The sequence below is a fragment of the Streptomyces sp. NBC_00775 genome (genome assembly GCF_036347135.1).
In the GTDB taxonomy this organism is placed as follows: Bacteria; Actinomycetota; Actinomycetes; order Streptomycetales; family Streptomycetaceae; genus Streptomyces; species Streptomyces lutosisoli.
Map to the genome: position 1 here is coordinate 6895031 of NZ_CP108938.1, position 21496 is coordinate 6916526.

At 71.1% G+C, this 21496-nt stretch carries 20 protein-coding genes and 1 pseudogene; 9 read left to right on the forward strand and 12 right to left on the reverse strand.

The annotated features are described in order from the left end of the window. Positions 1-4: 4 nt before the first annotated feature. The 3 genes and pseudogenes from aroA (at position 5) to OIC96_RS30725 (ending at position 2389) form a co-directional block, all read left to right on the forward strand. The gene (gene aroA / locus OIC96_RS30715; protein ID WP_330304745.1) at positions 5-1246 is read left to right on the forward strand and encodes a 3-phosphoshikimate 1-carboxyvinyltransferase; all 1242 of its coding nucleotides are present in this window, start codon (positions 5-7) and stop codon (positions 1244-1246) included. 48 nt (positions 1247-1294) lie between these two features. Next, positions 1295-1651: pseudogene (locus OIC96_RS30720) on the forward strand (ATP-binding protein); the annotation flags it as partial. An 87-nt stretch (positions 1652-1738) separates the two neighbouring features. Then, positions 1739-2389 (forward strand): GNAT family N-acetyltransferase, encoded by a 651-nt coding sequence (locus OIC96_RS30725; RefSeq protein WP_330304744.1) that lies wholly within the window; start codon positions 1739-1741, stop codon positions 2387-2389. Here OIC96_RS30725 and OIC96_RS30730 read toward each other — a convergent pair. After that, positions 2382-3317: a LysR family transcriptional regulator gene (locus OIC96_RS30730; protein WP_330304743.1), complete on the reverse strand. Its 936-nt coding sequence runs from the start codon at positions 3315-3317 to the stop codon at positions 2382-2384. The two genes, OIC96_RS30725 and OIC96_RS30730, sit on opposite strands and share 8 nt — an antisense overlap. Positions 3318-3421: 104 nt before the next feature. Between OIC96_RS30730 and OIC96_RS30735 the strand changes: the two genes are divergently transcribed. Beyond that, positions 3422-4018: an alpha/beta hydrolase gene (locus tag OIC96_RS30735; RefSeq protein WP_330310113.1), complete on the forward strand. Its 597-nt coding sequence runs from the start codon at positions 3422-3424 to the stop codon at positions 4016-4018. A 3-nt stretch (positions 4019-4021) separates the two neighbouring features. Here the strand turns inward: OIC96_RS30735 and OIC96_RS30740 are convergent, their stop codons facing one another. Continuing rightward, positions 4022-4939, reverse strand: a complete 918-nt coding sequence (locus tag OIC96_RS30740; RefSeq protein ID WP_330304742.1) for an MHYT domain-containing protein — start codon at positions 4937-4939, stop codon at positions 4022-4024. Between the two features lie 194 nt (positions 4940-5133). Continuing rightward, on the reverse strand, positions 5134-5934 hold the full coding sequence (locus tag OIC96_RS30745; RefSeq protein WP_330304741.1) for a sugar phosphate isomerase/epimerase family protein: 801 nt from the start codon (positions 5932-5934) through the stop codon (positions 5134-5136). Between the two features lie 86 nt (positions 5935-6020). Between OIC96_RS30745 and OIC96_RS30750 the strand changes: the two genes are divergently transcribed. Next, positions 6021-6377 (forward strand): hypothetical protein, encoded by a 357-nt coding sequence (locus OIC96_RS30750; protein ID WP_330304740.1) that lies wholly within the window; start codon positions 6021-6023, stop codon positions 6375-6377. Positions 6378-6429: 52 nt separating this feature from the next. Here OIC96_RS30750 and OIC96_RS30755 read toward each other — a convergent pair whose 3' ends face one another. From OIC96_RS30755 to OIC96_RS30765, 3 genes are all read right to left on the reverse strand, one after another. Continuing rightward, positions 6430-7362 (reverse strand): bifunctional helix-turn-helix transcriptional regulator/GNAT family N-acetyltransferase, encoded by a 933-nt coding sequence (locus tag OIC96_RS30755; RefSeq protein WP_330304739.1) that lies wholly within the window; start codon positions 7360-7362, stop codon positions 6430-6432. A gap of 84 nt (positions 7363-7446) precedes the next feature. Beyond that, positions 7447-7626, reverse strand: coding sequence for a hypothetical protein (locus OIC96_RS30760; protein ID WP_330304738.1), 180 nt, complete (start codon positions 7624-7626; stop codon positions 7447-7449). A gap of 480 nt (positions 7627-8106) precedes the next feature. Beyond that, positions 8107-9156, reverse strand: coding sequence for a LacI family DNA-binding transcriptional regulator (locus OIC96_RS30765; protein ID WP_330310112.1), 1050 nt, complete (start codon positions 9154-9156; stop codon positions 8107-8109). A gap of 302 nt (positions 9157-9458) precedes the next feature. Here OIC96_RS30765 and OIC96_RS30770 point away from each other — a divergent pair, with 302 nt between their 5' ends. Genes OIC96_RS30770 through OIC96_RS30780 form a run of 3 tightly spaced genes read left to right on the forward strand, consistent with a single transcriptional unit; the run spans position 9459 to position 12591 of the window. Then, positions 9459-10610: a Gfo/Idh/MocA family protein gene (locus OIC96_RS30770; protein WP_330304737.1), complete on the forward strand. Its 1152-nt coding sequence runs from the start codon at positions 9459-9461 to the stop codon at positions 10608-10610. Further along, positions 10607-11761 carry a dihydrodipicolinate synthase family protein gene (locus tag OIC96_RS30775; RefSeq protein ID WP_330304736.1) on the forward strand — a complete coding sequence of 385 codons (1155 nt, stop codon included), beginning with the start codon at positions 10607-10609 and terminating at the stop codon, positions 11759-11761. Before OIC96_RS30770 ends, OIC96_RS30775 begins: the two co-directional genes overlap by 4 nt. Then, positions 11758-12591 (forward strand): sugar phosphate isomerase/epimerase family protein, encoded by an 834-nt coding sequence (locus OIC96_RS30780; protein ID WP_330304735.1) that lies wholly within the window; start codon positions 11758-11760, stop codon positions 12589-12591. The genes OIC96_RS30775 and OIC96_RS30780 overlap by 4 nt, the downstream gene beginning before the upstream one ends. Before the next feature lie 37 nt (positions 12592-12628). Here the strand turns inward: OIC96_RS30780 and OIC96_RS30785 are convergent, their stop codons facing one another. From OIC96_RS30785 to OIC96_RS30810, 6 genes are all read right to left on the reverse strand, one after another. Continuing rightward, on the reverse strand, positions 12629-12823 hold the full coding sequence (locus OIC96_RS30785; RefSeq protein WP_330304734.1) for a hypothetical protein: 195 nt from the start codon (positions 12821-12823) through the stop codon (positions 12629-12631). Between the two features lie 234 nt (positions 12824-13057). After that, positions 13058-13447: a D-ribose pyranase gene (rbsD, locus tag OIC96_RS30790; RefSeq protein WP_330304733.1), complete on the reverse strand. Its 390-nt coding sequence runs from the start codon at positions 13445-13447 to the stop codon at positions 13058-13060. Continuing rightward, positions 13426-14346: a ribokinase gene (locus OIC96_RS30795; RefSeq protein ID WP_330304732.1), complete on the reverse strand. Its 921-nt coding sequence runs from the start codon at positions 14344-14346 to the stop codon at positions 13426-13428. Before OIC96_RS30795 ends, rbsD begins: the two co-directional genes overlap by 22 nt. Before the next feature lie 119 nt (positions 14347-14465). After that, entirely contained in the window at positions 14466-16415 is a 1950-nt protein-coding gene (locus OIC96_RS30800) for an ABC transporter permease/substrate-binding protein (RefSeq protein WP_330304731.1), read from the reverse strand. Then, positions 16405-17946 (reverse strand): sugar ABC transporter ATP-binding protein, encoded by a 1542-nt coding sequence (locus tag OIC96_RS30805; RefSeq protein ID WP_330304730.1) that lies wholly within the window; start codon positions 17944-17946, stop codon positions 16405-16407. The genes OIC96_RS30800 and OIC96_RS30805 overlap by 11 nt, the downstream gene beginning before the upstream one ends. Continuing rightward, positions 17943-18977 carry a LacI family DNA-binding transcriptional regulator gene (locus OIC96_RS30810; RefSeq protein ID WP_330304729.1) on the reverse strand — a complete coding sequence of 345 codons (1035 nt, stop codon included), beginning with the start codon at positions 18975-18977 and terminating at the stop codon, positions 17943-17945. The genes OIC96_RS30805 and OIC96_RS30810 overlap by 4 nt, the downstream gene beginning before the upstream one ends. A 142-nt stretch (positions 18978-19119) precedes the next feature. On the opposite strand from OIC96_RS30810, the gene recD2 reads away from it, so the two are divergent. Further along, on the forward strand, positions 19120-21366 hold the full coding sequence (gene recD2 / locus OIC96_RS30815; protein ID WP_330304728.1) for an SF1B family DNA helicase RecD2: 2247 nt from the start codon (positions 19120-19122) through the stop codon (positions 21364-21366). Positions 21367-21496 lie beyond the last annotated feature (130 nt).

A 21496-nucleotide genomic window follows, 5' to 3' on the forward strand; every position in this document is an offset into this window, starting at 1 on the left:
GGGCATGGCCGCAGTCGACATCCCAGGTTCCAAGTCCATCACCGCCCGCGCCCTCTTCCTGGCGGCGGCGGCCGACGGGGTCACCACCCTCGTACGCCCGCTCCGCTCGGACGACACCGAGGGCTTCGCGGAGGGTCTGACCCGGCTCGGCTACCGGGTCGGACGGACCCCGGACGCCTGGCACGTCGATGGCCGTCCGCAGGGTCCCGCCGCCCGGGAGGCCGACGTGTACTGCCGGGACGGCGCGACCACGGCCCGCTTCCTCCCCACCCTGGCCGCCGCCGGACACGGCACCTACCGCTTCGACGCCTCAGCGCAGATGCGCCGCCGCCCGCTGCTCCCGCTCACCCGGGCGCTGCGCGACCTGGGCGTGGACGTGCGGCACGAGGGGCCGGAGGGCCACCATCCGCTGACGGTCGAGGCGGCGGGCGTCGACGGCGGGGAGGTGGTGCTGGACGCCGGCCAGTCGTCCCAGTACCTGACGGCTCTGCTGCTCCTGGGCCCGCTGACCCGCAAGGGCCTGCGGATCACGGTGACGGACCTGGTGTCCGTGCCCTACGTCGAGATCACCATGGCGATGATGCGGGCGTTCGGGGCGGAGGTGCGGCGCGAGGGGGATGCGTTCGTGGTCCCGCCCGGCGGCTACCGCGCCACCACGTACGCCGTCGAGCCCGACGCCTCCACCGCCAGCTACTTCTTCGCCGCGGCGGCCCTGACGGGCGGCGAGGTGACGGTCCAGGGGCTCGGATCGGGCGCCCTGCAAGGGGACTTGGGCTTCGTGGACGTACTGCGGCGGATGGGCGCGCGCGTCGACGTGGGCAGCGACCGTACGACGGTCGCGGGCACCGGCGAACTGCGCGGCCTCACGGTCAACATGCGGGACATCTCCGACACCATGCCCACGCTCGCCGCCATCGCGCCCTTCGCCTCCGGCCCCGTCCGCATCGAGGACGTCGCCAACACGCGGGTGAAGGAGTGCGACCGCCTCGACGCCTGCGCGGAGAACCTCCGGCGGCTCGGTGTCCGAGTGGAGACCGGCCCCGACTGGATCGAGATCCACCCGGGCGCGGCTCCCGTGGGCGCGGAGATCAGGACGTACGGCGACCATCGCATCGTCATGTCCTTCGCGGTGACCGGACTGCGGGTGCCGGGGATCTCGTTCGACGACCCCGGGTGTGTACGCAAGACGTTCCCCGGTTTCCACGAGGCGTTCGCGACGACGGGGGCGGAACTGCCGCGCGGGTAAAGGCGGTTGGGCTCTGGTGCGGGACAGGCGGGTGATCCGGCCGTAGGGTTGGAGACCGCGCGCCAGGTACTGGACTACGTGGGCGGCACGCTGGTCGTCACACAGACCGTCCTCAACGAGGAGTACTGGCGCGAGATCCGCACGGGGCTGACGGAGGCGGGCATCCCCGTACGCCACTACCTCCTCCACACCGACCACGACACCCTCGTCCACCGCATCGAGACCGACACCGGTCCCGAGAGCGCCGGCGCCCGACAGTGGCGCCTCGACCACCTCGCCGACTACGACCGCGCCCTGCCCTGGCTCCGCCGGGAGGCGACCACCATCGACACCACCACCATTCCGCCCTCCCGCGTCGCCGAACTCGTCCTCACCGGGCTGGGGGTGGAGTCGCGGAGTCCATGAGCCCCACCGACGACCGCCGCTTCCCGACCGCGCCCGGCGCCGGAATTTCGTTCGACGGTTCCGGGCGCGTACGGAACACTTCGAGCCGTGACTTTCAAGCTGGAGGGACCCGTCCTGGAAGGCGCGCTCGTACGACTTGAGCCGCTGGACCCACGCCACACCGAAGACCTGGCCGCCGCGGCGGAGGAAGAGCGGGACTCGTACGCGTTCACCTGGGTGCCCCGGGCGGACGAGGTCGGGCAGTACATCGACGCACAGCTCGCCCGCGCCGCGACCGGCCAACTCGCACCGTACGCCCAGGTGTCCGTCGCCTCGGGCCGAGCGATCGGCGCCACGTCCTTCTGGGAGCCGCGCTCCTGGCGGACGGACGATCAACTCGACGCCATCGAGGTCGGCTTCACCTGGCTCGCGTCCTCCGCCCAGGGCACGGGCATCAACGCCGAGGCCAAACTCCTGCTCTTCCGCCACGCCTTCGAGGAGTGGGGTGTCGCCCGGGTGGACCTGAAGACCGACGCCCGCAACGCCCGTTCGCGTGCGGCGATCGCGGGTGTGGGTGCGCGTTTCGAGGGCGTCCTGCGCAACTGGTCCCGCTCCTGGGCACCGGGCGAGGACGGCCGCCTCCGTGACTCCGCGATCTATTCGATTACGTCGGATGAGTGGCCGGAACGGCGGAAGAAGCTGGAGGAGCGGGTGGCGAGGCGCGTGGGGGCGCGGGCGACCCCGACGGTTCTCAGCTGATCAAGTCGCCGGCCGTGAAGCGCAGTTGGTCACGCACGGCGGTCAGTACCGGATCCCCTTCCGACCCCGCCCGTACGGCCACGAACACGTTTCGCGACGGCGGCGTCCCCTCCGTGGTCAGCAGGGTCACGCGGCGGTGGGCGTACAACGGCCGCACCAGCCGTGGGATCAGGGCCACTCCCTGGCCCGCCTCGACGAGCGCGGCCAGTGCTCCCCAGTCGTTGACGGCGTGCCGGATGTCCGGTGTGAAACCGGCCGCCGCGCAGACGGAACGGGCGACCGCACCGCAGCAGCTGCGGGCGTCGCCGACGATCCAGGCGTCGGTGGCGAGGTCCCGCAGGGCGACCCGTTCGCGGTCCGCGAGGCGGTGGCCGGCCGGGACGGCGAGGTCCAGGACATCGGTGAACAGGTCGGTACGGGTGTAGCGCAGGTCGGTGTGCGGCGGCGCGGCGGCGAAGTCGACGGCCACGGCGACATCGACCTGGCCCGCGTCGAGCGCGGTGAACAGGTCCGGCGGCTCGGCCTCGACGACGTCCACGCGCACGTGGGGGAGCCGGGCGGACAGCGCGCGCATCGCGCCCGGGAGCAGCCCCAGGATCCCGCTGGAGAAGCAGCCGATGGTGACCGAACCGCGCCCGCCCGCCCCGTACGCCGCCAAGTCGGCGCGCGCCCGCTCCAGTTGGGCCGCGATCAGATCGGCGTGCGCCAGCAGAACCCGTGCCTGCCCGGAAAGCCGTACGCCCCTGCCGTCCCGCTCCGTCAGCGGTACGCCCACCTCCCGGGCCAGCGCCGCGATCTGCTGGGAGACCGCCGACGGGGTCAGGTGCAGGGCCTCCGCCGTCCTCGCCAGAGTGCCCCGGCGCTGGAGTTCGCGCAGGACGGTCAGGCGACGCAGATCGACAGTGAAGGTCTCGCTTATCGGTTCCACCCTGAAAGATTAACTGGACCGCAATACCGGTGATCGGAAACCATCGCCCCATGACCGAGACGACTGAGACGACCGAGACGACCGAGATGGTCAAGACGACGGCGATGACCACGAAGACCAGGAGCTTTCTGATCCTCCACGGCTGGCAGAACCGCCGCCCGGATGCCCACTGGCAGCACTGGCTCGCCGACCGGCTGACGGAGCTCGGCCATCACGTCACGTATCCGCAGCTGCCGGACCCGGACGACCCGGACCTGGAGGTGTGGCTGACGGAGCTGGTCCGGTACCTCGACGGGCTGCGGGGCGCCGGCTCGGAGCGCGTGGTGCTCGCCCACAGCGCGTCCGCCGTGCTCTGGCTGCACGCCGTCGCGCGGGGCGTGCCGGGCCTCGACGTCGACCGGGTGCTGCTCGTGGCGCCGCCGTCCGCCTCCGTACTCGTAGGACTCCCGGAGATCGCCGCGTTCGCCCCGCCCCCACTGGACTTCACGCTGCCCGGCCCCACCCTCCTGGTCGCGGGCGACGACGACCCGTACTGCCCTGAGGGTGCCCTCGCCGTCTACGGCGACCCCCTCGGCGTACCGACCGAGATCATCCCCGGGGCCGCTCACCTCGACCTGGACGCGGGGTACGGATCCTGGCCCGCCGTACTGGAGTGGTGCCTGGACGGGGCGGCGAAGCTCACGGCTCGGCCGGCGGGCTGAGGCTCACCATTCCTCGATGTGCGCCTCGGCCTCGCGCCGGTCGCGGGGGTGCCGGACACGGTTGGCGGACGGGCCGAAGAGCGAGGCGGAGTGCGCCGCCCACTGCGCGGTGGGCTGCGGTCCGGGGCGCTCCCCCCGGTCGGCGGTGGCGCGCTGTCGCGGGGTGGGCCGGCCGCTCCAGTCCCCGTCGCCCAGGACCAGGAGGGGGTCGAACATCACGACCACTCCGGCCAGGACCAGGAAAATGAACGGGCCGATGAGCATGGGGAGCAGCAGCGAGGTGGGCGAGTCGCCGGTGAACGACCCGTCGGGGCTGCCGTGGAGGTGCACGTCGACGGCGGCCATGCCGGTGTAGTGCATGCCGGTCACGGCGACACCCATGATCAGACTGGCTCCCAGCGCCGGCAGGAAGCCCCGGATCGAGACGGCCGCCCACAGTGCGGCGGTCGCGGCGACGACCGCGATCACCACGGAGAGCGCGACGGTGACCGGGTCGTACTGGATGGAACCGTTCAGTGTGAGCGCCGACATGCCCATGTAGTGCATGGCTGCGACGCCGAGACCGGTGACCATGCCCGCGGTGAGCAGTGTGCCGCCGGTGGCGCCCCGGTATCCCACGGCGAAGACGCCGACGCCGACCACGGCGATCGCGACGGCGAGGCTCAGCACCGTCAGGCCGACGTCGTAGCGGATACGGGTCTCCTCGACACGGAAACCGACCATGGCGATGAAGTGCATCGTCCAGATCCCGCATCCGATCGACGCCGCCCCCAGCGCCAGCCAGCCAGGCTTCCATGACAGCTCGTTGCGCATGGACCGGACGACGCAGCGCAGCCCCAGAGCGCTTCCCAGACAGGCGATGAGGTAGGCCGCCACCGGTGTGACGGCCCCGTATCTGAATCCGTCCACTGTGCCCTGCATATGCCAACTCCCCCCGAGTCATGGCTACTTGAGGGAGAAAGGTCTCCTGTCGAGGCGGCGTAAGCAAGCCTTTACGGACGGTATTCGAGTTAACTCTGTGATGGTGGTGAAGGGATTTCGGGCATACGTGGGTGAAATCCGGTGAAATCCAGTCGGTGAAATCCAGCGGGACGGTAATGGGCGGGGGAGGGAAATCAGGCAGCGTCGTTCAGGAGGCGGGAGAGGTGCTCGCGGCCCGGGCCCAGCAGCCCGGCCAGCGGTGCCGCCGCCTCGTACCACCGCTTCTCGTACTCCCAGCACAGCCAGCCGTCCCAGCCCTGACGGGAGAGGAGTTCGACGCACTCGGCGAGCGGGAGGACCCCGGCGCCGAGGGCGAGCGGGGTGGTGTCCTCGGCGGAGGCGATGTCCTTGACCTGGACGTATCCGAGGAACGGGGACAGCGCCGCATACGTCTCCGCCGGCTGCTCGCCGCCCAGCCAGGTGTGCATCACGTCCCACAGCGAGCCCACCTGGCGGTGGCCGACCGCGCCCAGGACGCGGATCGCGTCGGCGCCGGTGCGGTGCGAGTCGTGGGTCTCCAGCAGGATCCGTACGCCCAGGTCGGCGGCGTACTCCGCCGCCGTGCCGAGACGGCGGGCCGCCGTCGCGTCGGCCTCGCCGGGGTCCTGGCCGGGGTCGGCGCCAGGGAAGACGCGGATGAAGGGGGCGCCCAGATCCCGGGCCAGGCCGAGGAGCTCGCGGATCTCGTCCAGTACGGGTGTGTCGTCGCCCGGCGCCGCGACGCGCGCGTACCCGGCCAGTCCCAGGACCTCGATGCCGCCCGCCTTGAACTCCGCCACCACGTCGGCCCGTTTGGCCGGACCGAGGCCCGGGTGCACGGGTTCCTCGGGGTGGGCGCGCAGTTCGACGCCGTGGTAGCCGTGTGCGGCGGCGAGGCGTACGACGTCGGGGATCGGGAGGCCGGGTACACCGAGCGTGGAGAAGGCGAACTTCATGGGGCGGACCTTACGGGGTGAAGATTGCCTGAGAAACGCTGTGTTCGGCTCGTGGGCGGATGCTTGAGCCCATTATCTTCCGCGGCATGGCAGATGTCCTGGGGGGAGCCCGGAAACGGGTGTGGGAGCGGGAACGGGAGCGGGAACGGGGATGGGGTCTCGGTTCGCGTGAACGGCGGACCGCCGCCGTGGCCGAGTCGCTGGTCAGCGCCGTGTCCGTGGTGTGGTGGTGCCGTCTGCTGTGGCGGGGGCGGAGCGAGCTGTACATGGTGGCGCCCGCGACCGCCCTGATCGTCACGGTGGCCGTGTCGCTGGCGGTGAGCTGGACCCTGTGGCTTGGCGGCGGCGAGGGCGGGCGGCTGCGGCGGCTGAACCTGGCGTTGATCGCCGTACGCGGTGTGGGGGTACTGACGCTGTCGCTCTGGCTGCTCCACGAGGTGTAGTGGGCCGGGGGCTCCAGCCTTCCGCAGAGCCCCCTTGGGTCTCGGTCCCAGGTCAGTCGGAAGCGCCGTGCAGGTCCAGCCGCCAGTCCTGGCCGAGGAGGTCCACGCCGAAGGAGCGGTGCGGTTTCTCGGAGACGAGGACGAAGCCGTGGCGCTGGTAGATGCGGCGGGCGGCGGCGAGGACGTCGTTGGTCCACAGGACGAGTTCGCGATAGCCGACGCTGCGCGCGAAGCCGATGACGGCCTCGACGAGCCGGTCCCCGATCCGCAGCCCGCGCGCGTCCGGCTCGACGAGGAGCAGCCGGAGCCGGGCGGTTCCGGGCGCGTCGTCCCGTACGCACATCACGCAGCCCACCGGCCGCCCGTCGAGCTCGGCGATCCACACCCGCTCCAGGTGCGGATCGTGGTCCTCGGCGAAGTCGGCGACGATCCTCGCCACCAGGCCCTCGTAGTCGGTGTTCCACCCGAACTCGGCCGCGTACCGCGCGGCGTTGCGCTGCACGATCCAGCCGAGGTCACCGGGCCCCGGCTCGCGCAGCACGACGTCCTCGCGGCGGGGGACCCGGTCGTCGCCCAGGATCGTCCGCACCGTACGCATCGCCTCCGCGAGCCGCTGCCGGTCGTCCGGGGCCACGGAGGCGAGCAGCGCCCCGACGGTTTCCCGGGCCCGCTCGTCGAGCAGGTCGGCGGCGTCCCGGCCCCGCGCGGTGAGCGTGATCCGCCGGCGGCGCGGGTCCTGCTCGGACGGGGCCCGTTCGACCAGCCCGTCCTGCTCGAACTTGTTGAGGATCCGGCTCAAGTACCCCGAGTCCAGGGAGAGTTCGGTACGCAGGTCCACCGCGTCGGTGCGCGGGGAGTGGGCGAGTTCGTACAGGACGCGTGACTCGGTGAGGGTGTACGGCGCGTAGAGGTGGCGCCCGTAGTCGAGCGCGCCGATGACGTTCGTGTAGAAGCGGTTGAAGGAGCGGATGTCCTGAACCGTCATGATCGCCCCCGGATTCCCGGATTTATGGCTGACTCAGTCAGAGATACCGACGCTCCGAGGATAGAACCGACACCCACGCACCGCCTAGCCCTCGTCGCCCGCCCGGTAGACGCACACGTCCACCCCCGTCTTGCTGGTGACCGTGGAGACCAGTTCCAGCGGGCGCTTCACACCGTCCTCGGTGTCCTCGTCGGGGCCGCCGGGCGCCTGCACGACGCCGTCCACACCCACGAGATTCGCCCCCGCCGCCCCTACCCGTCCCATCCCGTTCCTGGGGCTCCGCCCCAGACCCCGTTCGGTTGTGTGTCGGGTGCGGGTGGGTGGGGGCTGGCCGCGCAGTTCCCCGCGCCCCTAAAAGATTGCGCAGTTCCCCGCGCCCCTTGGGTGGGTGGGGGTGGGGTTGTTTGTTGGGTGCGGCGTGGTGGGGGCTGGTCGCGCAGTTCCCCGCGCCCCTAAAAGATTGCGCAGTTCCCCGCGCCCCTTGGGTGGGTGGGTGGCGTGGGTTTGTTTGTTGGGTGCGGCGTGGTGGGGGCTGGTCGCGCAGTTCCCCGCGCCCCTTAAAGGCGCCTGGGGCGGGCCGGCGGTTGTTCAGGGGCGCGGGGCTGTGTCGATATGCGGCTCCGCCGCGTGGGCGCGACCAGCCCCCACCGGCCCGCAGCCGACACACAACCGAACGGGGTCTGGGGGCGCAGCCCCTAGCGAGCCCCGCATCAACGCCGGATGCCCGATCAACCACCGGCCCGCTTACAACCGCGGCCCTCCGGAGGACCCCCGCACCATCAACTCCCCCCGCACCGTAGCGATCCCCCCAGGCGGCGGCTCCTCCCGCCCCATGGCGATCCGCCCGGCCCGGGCCCCCGCCTCGGAGAGCGGAAGCCGCACGGTGGTGAGCGCGGGCACGGCATCGATGCTGAACGGCAGATCGTCGAACCCCGCGACGGACACGTCGTCCGGGATACGCAGCCCGGAGTCCCGCAGCGCGGCACACGCACCGAGCGCCACCGTGTCGTTCGCGGCGACGACAGCCGTCAACGATGGGTCACGGCGCAGGAGTTCGAGGGTCGCCTCGTACCCGGAACGGCGGTCGTAGCGGCCGTACACCGTCCATCGCGGATCGTCCTCGATACCGTGCGCGGCCAACGCGACCCGGTGGCCTTCGAGACGGTGCCGCGTCGTCGTGCGCTCCTGCGGGCCCGCGATGTAGCCGAGCCGCCGGTGTCCGAGCCCGATCAGATGCTCGGTGAGCTGCTGGCCGCCCCCGCGGTTGTCGAAGGTGAGCGCGATCGCCTCGGCGGCCTCGGGCGCGGGCGGCCGGCCGCACAGGACGACCTTGGTCCCGGCCTCGGCCAGCTTGCGCAGCTTCGCGGAGACGGCGCTGGCGTGCGCGGTGTCCTCGACGGCGCCGCCGGTGAGCACGACCGCGGCGGCGCGTTGGCGCTGAAGGAGCGTGAGGTAGGTGAGTTCGCGCTCCGGGGAGCCGCCGGTGTTGCACACGACCCCGAGCCGCTCGCCGCCCGCGCGCCCCCCGGGGCCGCCGATCTCCGACTGGATCGCGGCCGCCATGATCCCGAAGAAGGGGTCGGCGATGTCGTTGACGAGGATTCCGACGAGGTCGGAGGTGGCCGCGGCGAGTGAACTCGCCGGTCCGTTCAGTACGTAGTCCAGCTCGTCCACCGCGCGCAGGACCCGCTCACGGGTGGAAGTGGCCACGGGATAGTTCCCGTTCAGCACGCGCGACACCGTCGCGGGGGAGACCTGGGCGCGGGCCGCCACGTCCGCCAGGGTCACCGTCATCTCGTAGTCCTCCGGTCGCGCATTTCGTCGTACCTCTTCGTACGTCGTCGAGCCGAGTCGTGCCTCGTCGAACACGGGGGTGTAAGTCGCGCATACCGCTTCCCCTGGCCACGGCCTGTGCAGACCTTAAGGCCACCAGCCCCCGTTGTTCGCCCCCTCGAACAACTCGTCCTCGTCACGGTCTTGTCCAGACCGCTGCAGAGAGGCTAGCTTCTCTCTGGATAGAAAGCGCTTGCTGTCACGCTCACCAGTTCGTCAGTGGGGCGTACGCGGCGCGGAACCCGTGTACGAAGGGGAATGACGTGACACGCAAGACGGTGCGTATCGCCATGAACGGCGTGACGGGGCGCATGGGCTACCGCCAGCACCTCGTCCGCTCGATCCTCGCCCTGCGTGAGCAGGGCGGCCTCGACCTGGGCGACGGCACCGTGCTGTGGCCCGAACCCGTGCTCGTCGGCCGCCGTGAGCACGCCTTGAAGGCGCTCGCCGAGCAGCACGGCTTGGAGCACTGGTCCACGGACGTGGACGAGGTCCTCGCCGACCCGAGCGTCGACATCTACTTCGACGCGCAGGTGACTTCCGCCCGCGAGGAGGCGCTCAAGAAGGCCATCGCCGCGGGCAAGCACATCTACACCGAGAAGCCGACCGCGACCGGCCTCGACGGCGCCCTGGAGCTGGCCCGCCTCGCGCACGCCGCCGGGATCAAGCACGGCGTCGTCCAGGACAAGCTGTTCCTGCCGGGGCTGCTGAAGCTCAAGCGGCTCATCGACGGCGGCTTCTTCGGGCGGATCCTCTCCATCCGCGGGGAGTTCGGCTACTGGGTCTTCGAGGGCGACTGGCAGCAGGCCCAGCGCCCCTCCTGGAACTACCGCGCCGAGGACGGCGGCGGCATCGTCGTCGACATGTTCCCGCACTGGGAGTACGTCCTGCACGAGCTGTTCGGCCGGGTCACCACCGTCCAGGCACTCACCGCCACCCACATCCCGCAGCGCTGGGACGAGCAGGACAAGCCCTACGACGCCACGGCCGACGACGCCGCGTACGGCATCTTCGAGCTGGAGGGCGGCGCCATCGCCCAGATCAACTCCTCCTGGGCGGTGCGCGTCAACCGCGACGAGCTGGTCGAGTTCCAGGTGGACGGCACGGAGGGCTCGGCGGTGGCCGGGCTGCGCAACTGCCGCGTCCAGCATCGCAGTTCGACCCCCAAGCCGGTCTGGAACCCCGACATCCCGGCCACCTACTCCTTCCGCGACCAGTGGCAGGAGATCCCCGACAACGCCGAGTTCGACAACGGCTTCAAGGCCCAGTGGGAGCTGTTCCTGCGGCACGTCTACGCCGACGCGCCCTACCACTGGGACCTCCTGGCCGGCGCCCGCGGCGTCCAGCTCGCCGAACTGGGCCTGAAGTCCTCGGCGGAGGGCCGCCGTCTCGACGTACCGGAGATCTCCCTGTGACCATCCAACTGCCGTCCGGCGATGGCCGGTCGAGGGCGTACGAGCCACGCGCCACCCCCCTCGCCCTCACCACCGGAGCCCCCTTCGCCTCCCGTACGGTCTTCTCGGCCGCGCACGTCGTCGCCGACCCGTACGCGGACGTCTCGCCGGACTCGCCCGCCGCCGTCGACTGGGACGCGACCCTCGCCTTCCGCCGCCACCTGTGGTCCCACGGCCTCGGCGTCGCCGAGGCGATGGACACCGCACAGCGCGGGATGGGCCTGGACTGGGCGGGCGCGGCGGAGCTGATCCGCCGCTCGGCCGCCGAGGCCAGGGCGGTCGGCGGCCGCATCGCGTGCGGCGTCGGCACGGACCAGCTCACCGGGCCGGCGTCCCTGGCCGAGGTCCGGGCCGCGTACGAGGAGCAGCTCGCCCTCGTCGAGGAGTCGGGCGCCCAGGCGATCCTGATGGCCTCGCGGGCGCTGACGGCGGCCGCCTCCGGCCCCGAGGACTACCTCGACGTCTACGGCCACCTCCTGCGCCAGTCGTCCGACCCCGTGATCCTGCACTGGCTGGGCCCGATGTTCGACCCGGCCCTTGAGGGCTACTGGGGCTCGTCCGACCTGGACGCGGCGACGGAGGTGTTCCTGGAGGTCATCGCCGCGCACCCCGACAAGGTCGACGGCATCAAGGTCTCGCTGCTGGACGCCCAGCGGGAGGTCGACCTCCGCCGCCGCCTCCCCGTCGGCGTCCGCTGCTACACGGGCGACGACTTCAACTACCCCGAGCTGATCGCGGGCGACGAACAGGGCTTCAGCCACGCGCTGCTCGGCATCTTCGACCCGCTGGGCCCGCTGGCGGCGCAGGCGGTACGCGTCCTGGACACCGGCGATGTGAAGGGCTTCCGCGAACTCCTCGACCCCACCGTCGAGTTGTCCCGCCACCTCTTCCAGCCGCCCACCCGCTTCTACAAGACGGGCGTGGTCTTCCTGGCCTGGCTGGCCGGCCACCAGGAGCACTTCACCATGGTCGGCGGCCTCCAGTCGGCGCGCTCGCTCCCGCACTTCGCGCGCGCCTACGAACTGGCCGACACCCTGGGCCTGTTCCCGAACCCGGAGCTCGCGGAGTCCCGTATGAAGAACCTGCTGTCGCTGTACGGAGTGAACCAGTGACCTCTCTCGCGCGATTCAGCATCAACCAGATGACGGTGAAGCAGCTGTCGATGCCCGAACTGGTCGACACCTGCCTGGAGTTGGGTGTCCCCGGCGTGGGCCTGTGGCGCGAGCCCGTCCAGTCGTACGGCGTCGAGGCGACGGCCAAGCTGGTCCGTGACGCGGGTCTGACGGTGACAACGTTGTGCCGGGGCGGCTTCCTCACGGCGATCGACCCGGCCGAGCGGGCGGCGGCCCTCGCCGACAACCGCCTGGCGATCGACGAGGCGGCCACGCTCGGCACGGACACGCTGGTCCTGGTCTCCGGCGGCCTGCCCACCGGTTCGAAGGACCTGCACGGCGCCCGGGAGCGGATCGCCGACGCGCTGGGGGAGCTCGGCCCGTACGCGGAGGAGCGGGGGGTCAAGCTGGCCATCGAACCGCTCCACCCCATGTACGCCGCCGACCGCTGCGTGGTGTCGACCCTCGCCCAGGCCCTGGACCTCGCGGAACGCTTCCCCGCGCACCAGGTCGGCGTCACGGTGGACACGTACCACATCTGGTGGGACGACACGGCCCCCGCCCAGATCGCCCGCGCGGGCGCCACCGGCCGTATCCACACCTTCCAACTCGCCGACTGGACCACCCCGTTGCCCGAGGGTGTCCTCAACGGCCGCGGCCAGATCGGCGACGGCTCGATCGACATGCGCGAGTGGAAGGCGTACGTCGAGGCGGCCGGCTACACCGGTCCCATCGAGGTCGAGCTGTTCAACGACGGGCTGTGGGCACGGGACGGGCGCGAGGTGCTGGCGGAGACGGCGGCACGGTTCGTGGAGCACGTGATCCAGTAAGTCCGTGGGGGCACGGGCACGTCGCGGGCGGCACCGCTCACTTCCGGGTGCCGCGTGCCGCCCGCTTCGTCAGGACCGTCAGCAGTACCGGAATCAGGATCTCGACGACCCGGGAGACGGTCGCGGGCGGCAGGCCCGTCTTCTTGGCGACGGCTTTCGCGACCGGTCCCGCGGCCTTGGCGAGCACCCCGGCCATGAGGCCGCCGCTCGCCAGGCCGCCCAGGGTGGCCACGCCCTGGGGCGGGGCCTCCTGCCTTAGCTCATGCCTGAAAAGCTACGTCTGCCCCGGTTCGTCGTCATGCCGAAAAAAACTTGAAGAGACCGTGCAACCCTTCCCGTACCTCGCGGGTCGTACTTGGCATCAGGACTTCTGGAGGGGGATCTGGGGGGATCGCGGGGGTTCTGATACGGAGGGGAAAGCCGAGGGGCCCGGTCGACGGATCGGGCCCCTCGAAGTTTTTTCCGGCTAGAAGAACACCCCGCAGCGCAGCAGCACATTCGCGTACGGCCGTGCCTCACCGGTGCGTACGACGAGCCGGGCGCCCGCCGACAGGGACTTCAGTTTCTCGTGCGGGACCAGTTCGAGCGCGGGGAAGTGAGCCTCCAGCAGCGCCGTCGCCGCCGGGTTCGCCGCGCGGACCTCGTGCGCGGCGGTGGCGCCCTCGATCACCAGCTCGTCCAGCAGCCCGTCCAGCACCTCCGCGAACGACGGCACCCCGGCCCGGAACGCCAGGTCCACCACCCGTGGGCCCGCCGGTATCGGCATCCCCGCGTCGCACACCAGGACCTCGTGCCCGTGGCCCAACTCGGCGAGCGCGCCCGCGAGATGACGGTTCAGAATTCCGGACTTCCGCACAGGGAGGCCACCTCCTCGGCCGTCGGGAAGGACTCCTGCGCACCGGGCCGCGTCACGGCGGCGGCACCGACCCGGGCCGCGTATCCGGCGGCCTTGGCGAGCGGCTCCCCGAGCCCCAGCCGCCAGGCCAGCGCGGCGGTGAAGGCGTCGCCCGCGCCCGTCGTGTCCACGGCCTCGACCTTCACCGACGGCACCCGGACCCGCGCACCCGCCCGCTCGGCCACCAGCGCGCCGCCCGCGCCCAGCGTGATGACCACCGAACGCGGACCGAGGGCGAGCAGGGCGGTCGCCCAGTCCTCGGGGGAGTCCCCGAGAGCCGTACCGACGATCACTCGCGCCTCGTGCTCGTTGACGATGAGCGGATCGCAGGCGGCCAGCACCTCGCGCGGCAGCGGGCGCGGCGGCGAGGGGTTCAGTACGAAGCGGCCGTCGGCGGCGAGATTCCGTACGGTCTCCACGACCGTCTCCAGCGGGATCTCCAGCTGTGCCGAGACCACCCGGGAGGCCTGGAAGAGGCTTCCGGCGGCGCTCACGTCCTCGGGCGTGAGCCGGCCGTTCGCCCCCGGTGAGACCACGATGCTGTTGTCCCCGGACGGGTCCACCGTGATCAGCGCGACCCCGGTGGGCGCCCCGCCGACGAGCACGCCCACGGTGTCGACGCCGGCCGCCCGCTGCGAGTCGAGCAGCAGCCGGCCGTGCGCGTCGTCGCCGACCCGGGCCAGCAGGGCCGTGCGGGCCCCGAGGCGGGCGGCGGCGACCGCCTGGTTGGCGCCCTTGCCGCCGGGGTGGACGGCGAGGTCGGAGCCGAGCACCGTCTCGCCGGCCGCGGGCCTGCGCTCGACCCCGATCACCAGGTCGGCGTTGGCCGATCCCACGACCAGAAGGTCGTAGTCGTACATGAACTGTCTCCCTGTGTAGGTGAGTTGAGGCGGCCCGTACGTGAGTCGAGGCGGCCGGGCGGTCAGTGTGACCGCCCGGCCGCCCGGCCGCCCGCGTGTGTGTCCGGCCGCCGGCCGGGTCAGCCGCCGAAGCCGGCCACGTTCTCCTTGGTGACCACCTTCACCGGCACCATCACCGTCTTCTCGACCTTCTTGCCCTCGGCGGCCTTCAGCGCGTTCTCCACCGCGATCCGGCCGAGCTCCTTGGGCTGCTGGGCGACGGACGCGTACAGCGTGCCCGCCTTGACCGCCTTCAGACCGTCGGGGGTGCCGTCGAAGCCGATGACGGAGACCGACGTGCCCGCCTTGGAGCCGAGCGCCTTGATCGCGCCGAGCGCCATCTCGTCGTTCTCGGCGAAGACGCCCTGGATGTCGGGGTGGGCTTGGAGCAGGTTCGTCATGACGTCGAGGCCCTTGGTGCGGTCGAAGTCGGCCGGCTGCTGGGCGACGACCTCGATACCGGGGTAGGCCTTCAGACCCTCGGCGAAGCCCGCGCCGCGCTCACGGCTCGCGGACGTACCGGCCAGACCCTGGAGGATCACGATCTTGCCCTTGCCGCCCAGCTTCTCGGCCATCGCCTTGGCGCCCAGCTTGCCGCCCGCGATGTTGTCGGAGGCGACGAGCGCGGCCGTGTCCGCCTTGTTCACGCCCCGGTCGACGCCGACGACGGGGATGTCGGCCTTGTTCGCGGAGCGCACCGACGGGCCCGCCGCGTCCGAGTCCACCGGGTTGACGATGATCGAGTCGACGCCCGAACTGGTGAAGTTCTGGAGCTGGTTGGCCTGCTGCGAGGCGTCGTTCTGCGCGTCCGTGACGGTCAGGTCCGCGCCGAGCTTCTTGGCCTCCTCCTGCGCACCCGCCTTGATCTGTACGAAGAAGGGGTTGTTCAGGGTGGAGAGGGACAGGCCCAGCTTCCGCGTCGTCGCCGCGGACGAGCCGGTGTGCAGGAAGGACATCGCGCCCACGAGCGCGGTCGCGACCACGGCGGCGATCACGTAAGTGGCCGCCTGCCTGCCCTTGCCGCCGCCCGAAGTGCCGACAGCCACCGGAGCCGCCCCGGCCTTGCGCCGCACCGTGTCGAGCAGCACCGCCAGCGCGATCACGACACCGATGACGACCTGCTGCCAGAACGCGGACACGGACAGGAGGTTCAGCCCGTTGCGCAGCACCGCCAGGATCAGCGCGCCGATCAGCGTCCCGGACGCCTTGCCGGTGCCGCCCGCCAGCGAGGCGCCGCCGATGACGACCGCGGCGATCGCGTCGAGCTCGTAGCCCTGCGCGGCCTGCGGCTGCGCGGAGGAGAGGCGGGAGGCGAGGACGATGCCCGCGGCGGCCGCGAAGAGACCGGAGAGGGCGTAGATCGCGAGCTTCTGCTTCTTCACCCGCAGGCCGGACAGGCGCGCGGCCTCCTCGTTGCCGCCGATCGCGTACATGGAGCGGCCGATGTACGTACGGCCCAGGATCACGGCGGTGATCAGGCCCATGACGACCATCACGAGGACCGGCACCGGAAGCCAGCCGCCCAGCGTGTCACCCAGGTGCGAGACCGAGCTGGGGAAGGCGATCGGGCTGCCCTGCGAGATGACCAGCGAGAGACCGCGGCCCACCGAGAGCATGGCGAGGGTCGCGATGAACGGCGGCAGCTTCCCGTACGAGATCAGCACACCGTTGACCAGGCCGCACGCTATGCCGGTGGCCACCGCGAGGATCACCGCGATCCAGACGGGGACGCCCTCCGAAGTCGCCATCCAGGCGAGGACGGTGGCCGACAGCGCGGCGACCGAGCCGACCGACAGGTCGATGCCCGCCGAGACGATCACGAAGGTGACGCCGAAGGCGAGGATGGCGGTGACGGCCGCCTGGACGCCGATGTTGAGCAGGTTGTCCGTCGTCAGGAAGTCGCCGGACAGCGCCGACATCGCGATGACGAGGGCGATGAGCGCGGTGAGCGCCCCGTTGTCGAGCAGGAGGCGGCGGACCGCCGAGGCGCCACTCGCGCCCGTCGTGCTCTTGAGCGTGTCAGTGGCCACGGGAGCCCTCCACAGCGGTAGTTGCATGGGTTGGTGTGCTGACGGCGAGTGCCATCACGGAGTCCTGGGTGGCCTCGGCCGCGGACAGTTCGCCGGCGATCCGGCCCTGCGCCATCACCAGCACCCGGTCGCTCATGCCGAGCACCTCGGGCAGATCGCTGGAGATCATCAGGACGGCGGCACCGGCTGCCGTCAGCTCGTTGACGAGCTGGTAGATCTCGACCTTGGCGCCGACGTCGATGCCCCGGGTCGGCTCGTCGAGGATCAGCACCTTGGTGTCGGCGAGCAGCCACTTGCCGATGACGACCTTCTGCTGGTTGCCGCCCGACAGGGTGCGCACGTGCTGGCCGAGGCCCGCCATCCGGACGCCGAGCTGCTCGGCGATCCGCGCGGCGGACTCCCGCTGGCCCTTGAGGTCGACGAGCCCGCCACGGGTCGCCGCCCGCAGGGTGACCAGGCCGAGGTTCTCCTCGACGGACGCGTCGAGCACGAGCCCCTGGCCCTTGCGGTCCTCGGGGACGAGCCCGATGCCGGCCTCCATCGCGGCGTTCACGTCATGGCGGCGCAGCTCGGCACCGGCCACCTTCACGGCGCCCTTGTCGTAGGGGTCGGCGCCGAAGACGGCCCGGACCACCTCCGTACGTCCGGCCCCCACGAGCCCGGCGATGCCGACGACCTCACCGGCCCGCACCTCGAAGCTGACGTTGTGGAAGACCCCGTCACGGGTCAGCCCCTCGACGGTCAGCAGCGCGGACCCGGAGCCGTCGTCACCGTGGGCACGCTCGCGCGGATACTGCTGCTCGATGGACCGGCCCACCATGAGGCGTACGAGTTCGTCCTCGGAGGTGGAGGCCGGGACCTGCCCGACGCTCCTGCCGTCGCGGATGACCGTGACGCGGTCCCCCAGGGCGGCGATCTCCTCCAGGTGGTGGGTGATGAAGACGATGCCGACGCCGTCCTCGCGCAGCCGGCGCACGATGGTGAAGAGTTTCTCGACCTCTTCGGAGGTGAGCACCGCGGTCGGCTCGTCCATGATCAGGACGCGTGCGTTCAGGCTCAGGGCCTTCGCGATCTCGACCATCTGGAGGCGTGCGATGCCGAGTTCGCGCACCCGCGCGCGGGGGGACACGTTCACCCCGACGCGTTCGAGCAGTCCGGCGGCCTGGGCCTCCATCGTCTTGCGGTCGATCAGCCCGAAGCGGCGCGGCTGCCGGCCCAGGAAGATGTTCTCGGCGACCGTCAGATCGGGAACGAGATTGAACTCCTGGTAGATGGTGGCGATCCCGAGGCGCTCGGAGTCCTGTGCGCCATGGATGCGCACCTCCTCACCGCCTACCAGGATCCGCCCCGCGTCGGGGCGGTAGGCGCCGGAGAGCATCTTGATGAGGGTGCTCTTGCCCGCGCCGTTCTCACCGAGCAGCACATGCACCTCGCCCCGGCGCAGACCGAAGTCGACGCCGTCGAGCGCGACCACGCCGGGGAAGGCCTTGCGTATGCCTTCGATGCGCAGCAACTCGTCCTGGTTGCTCACGACTTACTCCTGTTCGTTACGGGGGAGTGCGGGAGGGGGGCCGGCTCGCCGCACGAGCGGCGTACGACGAGATGGGCGGGGAGGGTGACGGACCGCGGGGGCCGCCCCTCGATACGGTCGATCAGGGCGCGTACGGCGGCCCTGCCCAGCTCGCCCGTCGGCTGGGCGATCGCCGTGATCGGCGGATCGGTGTGCACGAACCACGGGATGTCGTCGAAGGCGGCGAGCGCGAGGTCCTCGGGAACCCGCAACCCGCGCGCGCGGATGGCGTCCAGCGCGCCGAGTGCCATCAGGTTGTCGGCGGCGAAGACGACCTCGGGCGGCTCGGGCAGGTCGAGGAACCCCTCGGTGACCCGCCGTCCGCTCTCGGCCTGGAAGTCGCCCTGCCCTATGTAGGCGTCCGGGAGGGGAATCCCGTACTCGGCCAGGGCTTCCCGGAAGGCCTCGACGCGCTCGCTGCCGGTGGTGGTCGCCGCGGGCCCCGCGATGATCGCGAGCCTGCGGTGCCCGAGCCCGTGCAGATGCGCGACCAGATCCCGTACGGCCGCCCGCCCGTCGGCCCGCACGACGGGCACGTCCACGCCCGGGATCCAGCGGTCCACGAAGACCATCGGCGTCCCCGCGCGCGCGGCGTCCAGCATTCCGGGGGAGCCGCCGTCGGTGGGGGAGACAAGGAGGCCGTCGATGCGCCGGTCCAGGAGCGTACGGACATGGTGGTCCTGGAGGTCGGGCCGCTCGTCGGCGTTGCCGATGATGACGCTGTAGCCGTGGGCGCGGGCCTCCTCCTCGACGGAGCGGGCCAGTTCGGTGAAGTACGGGTTGAGTACGTCGCTGATGACCAGGCCGAGGGTGCGGGTCTGGTCGGTGCGCAGGGAGCGGGCGACGGCGTTCGGGCGGTAGCCCAGGGTCTGTACGGCGGCCAGCACGCGGGTGCGTGCGTCTTCGCTGACCGACGGATGATCGTTCAGGACGCGCGAGACCGTGGCGACGGATACGCCGGCCTCCGCGGCAACGTCCTTGATGCTCGCCATCGCCGCTCCACCTCCTCGTGGAATCGATTACATGGAGGATTGGAATCGATTACACGGCCGTTAACAAGCCCTCGACACCGGATCGTGATGAAGTTGTCCACAGCGTCCGCGCGTTGTCGGAGGCGGGCGGTAGCGTCGGATCATGTCCAATCAGGCGGGGAGCCGACCGGTACAGCTGGCGGTGGTCGAGGGCGTACTGGAGCGCATCACGTACGCCAACGAGGAGAACGGGTACACGGTCGCCCGGGTAGACACCGGCAGAGGCGCCGCCGACCTGCTCACCGTCGTGGGCTCACTCCTCGGCGCCCAGGTCGGCGAGTCGCTCCGCATGGAGGGCCGCTGGGGCTCCCACCCGCAGTACGGCAAGCAGTTCACGGTGGAGAACTACACGACGGTGCTCCCCGCCACCGTCCAGGGCATCCGCCGCTATCTCGGCTCCGGCCTGGTCAAGGGCATCGGCCCGGTCTTCGCCGACCGCATCACCCAGCACTTCGGCATCGACACCCTCCAGATCATCGAGGAGGAGCCGAAGCGGCTCATCGAGGTGCCGGGCCTCGGTCCCAAGCGCACCAAGAAGATCGCCGACGCCTGGGAGGAGCAGAAGGCGATCAAGGAGGTCATGCTCTTCCTCCAGACCGTCGAGGTGTCCACCTCCATCGCGGTCCGCATCTACAAGAAGTACGGCGACGCGTCGATCTCCGTCGTCAAGAACCAGCCCTACCGCCTCGCGGCCGACGTCTGGGGCATCGGCTTCCTCACCGCCGACAAGATCGCCCAGTCCGTCGGCATCCCGCACGACAGCCCGGAGCGCGTGAAGGCAGGACTTCAGTACGCCCTTTCGCAGTCCACCGACCAGGGTCACTGCTACCTCCCCGAGGAGCGGCTGATCGCCGACGCGGTCAAGCTGCTCCAGGTGGACACGGGCCTGGTCATCGAGTGCCTCGCCGAGCTGGCGGCGCCGGGGGAGGACGGCGAGGACCCCGGTGTCGTACGCGAGAAGGTGCCGAGCGCCGACGGCGGCGACCCGGTGACCGCCGTCTACCTGGTCCCCTTCCACCGCGCCGAACTCTCCCTCTCCGCCCAGCTCCTGCGCCTCCTGCGCACCGACCAGGACCGGATGCCCGGCTTCCACGACGTGGCCTGGGACAAGGCGCTGACCTGGCTGAAGGGGCGTACGGGCGCGGAGTTGGCGCCCGGGCAGGAGGAGGCCGTCCGGCTCGCGCTCACCAAGAAGGTCGCCGTCCTCACCGGAGGTCCCGGCTGCGGCAAGTCGTTCACGGTCCGTTCGATCGTCGAGCTGGCGCGCGCGAAGCGGGCGAAGGTCGTCCTGGCCGCCCCCACGGGCCGCGCCGCCAAGCGCCTCGCCGAGCTGACCGGCGCCGAGGCCTCCACCGTGCACCGGCTCCTGGAGCTCAAGCCGGGCGGCGACGCGGCGTACGACAGGGACCGGCCGCTGGACGCCGACCTGGTGGTCGTGGACGAGGCCTCCATGCTCGACCTCCTGCTCGCCAACAAGCTGGTCAAGGCGGTGGCTCCGGGCGCCCATCTGCTGTTCGTGGGAGACGTCGACCAACTCCCCAGCGTGGGCGCCGGCGAGGTGCTCCGGGACCTGCTCGCGGACGGCGGCCCCATCCCCTCCGTCCGTCTGACCCAGGTCTTCCGCCAGGCCCAGCAGTCCGGGGTGGTGACGAACGCGCACCGGATCAACTCCGGGCAGCACCCCGTCACCGACGGCATGAAGGACTTCTTCCTTTTCGTCGAGGACGACACCGAGGAGGCGGGACGGCTCACGGTGGATGTGGCTGCCCGTCGGATTCCGGCCAAGTTCGGGCTCGACCCGCGCCGGGACGTACAGGTACTCGCGCCCATGCACCGGGGCCCCGCCGGCGCGGGCAACCTCAACGGCCTGCTCCAGCAGGCGATCACGCCCGGCCGCCCGGACCTCGCCGAGAAGCGCTTCGGCGGCCGCGTCTTCCGTGTCGGCGACAAGGTCACCCAGATTCGCAACAATTACGAGAAGGGCAAGAACGGCGTTTTCAACGGCACCGTGGGCGTTGTCACCTCGCTCGATCCGGTCGAACAGCGCCTGACGGTGCTGACGGACGAGGACGAGGAGGTTCCGTACGAATTCGACGAACTGGACGAACTGGCCCACGCGTACGCCGTGACCATCCACCGCTCCCAGGGCAGCGAATACCCGGCCGTGGTGATCCCGGTCACCACCGGAGCCTGGATGATGCTTCAGCGGAACCTGCTGTACACGGCGGTGACCCGCGCCAAGAAGCTGGTCGTGCTCGTGGGTTCACGCAAGGCGATAGGTCAGGCGGTGCGCACGGTGTCGGCCGGACGGCGCTGCACGGCACTCGACTTCCGCCTCGCGGGCTCGTGAACTGACGCATCGGCGATGCATCACAAAAAATGATCGATCAAATGAGTCACGAAGGTCACAGAGCACTTCCAGATGCGGGACGAACGGGGCAGGATGAGCAGGTTGGCGGCACTGAGTGCCGCCAATAGGC

Bases quoted from the DNA above. Each gene is read 5' to 3' on its own strand.
- aroA (WP_330304745.1), top strand. From the start codon at position 5: ATGGCCGCAGTCGACATCCCAGGTTCCAAGTCCATCACCGCCCGCGCC.
- OIC96_RS30735 (WP_330310113.1), top strand. From the start codon at position 3,422: ATGACCACGAAGACCAGGAGCTTTCTGATCCTCCACGGCTGGCAGAAC.
- OIC96_RS30740 (WP_330304742.1), bottom strand. From the start codon at position 4,939: ATGCAGGGCACAGTGGACGGATTCAGATACGGGGCCGTCACACCGGTG.
- OIC96_RS30745 (WP_330304741.1), bottom strand. From the start codon at position 5,934: ATGAAGTTCGCCTTCTCCACGCTCGGTGTACCCGGCCTCCCGATCCCC.
- OIC96_RS30750 (WP_330304740.1), top strand. From the start codon at position 6,021: ATGGCAGATGTCCTGGGGGGAGCCCGGAAACGGGTGTGGGAGCGGGAA.
- OIC96_RS30755 (WP_330304739.1), bottom strand. From the start codon at position 7,362: ATGACGGTTCAGGACATCCGCTCCTTCAACCGCTTCTACACGAACGTC.
- OIC96_RS30760 (WP_330304738.1), bottom strand. From the start codon at position 7,626: ATGGGACGGGTAGGGGCGGCGGGGGCGAATCTCGTGGGTGTGGACGGC.
- OIC96_RS30765 (WP_330310112.1), bottom strand. From the start codon at position 9,156: ATGACGGTGACCCTGGCGGACGTGGCGGCCCGCGCCCAGGTCTCCCCC.
- OIC96_RS30795 (WP_330304732.1), bottom strand. From the start codon at position 14,346: ATGTACGACTACGACCTTCTGGTCGTGGGATCGGCCAACGCCGACCTG.
- OIC96_RS30810 (WP_330304729.1), bottom strand. From the start codon at position 18,977: ATGGCGAGCATCAAGGACGTTGCCGCGGAGGCCGGCGTATCCGTCGCC.
- recD2 (WP_330304728.1), top strand. From the start codon at position 19,120: ATGTCCAATCAGGCGGGGAGCCGACCGGTACAGCTGGCGGTGGTCGAG.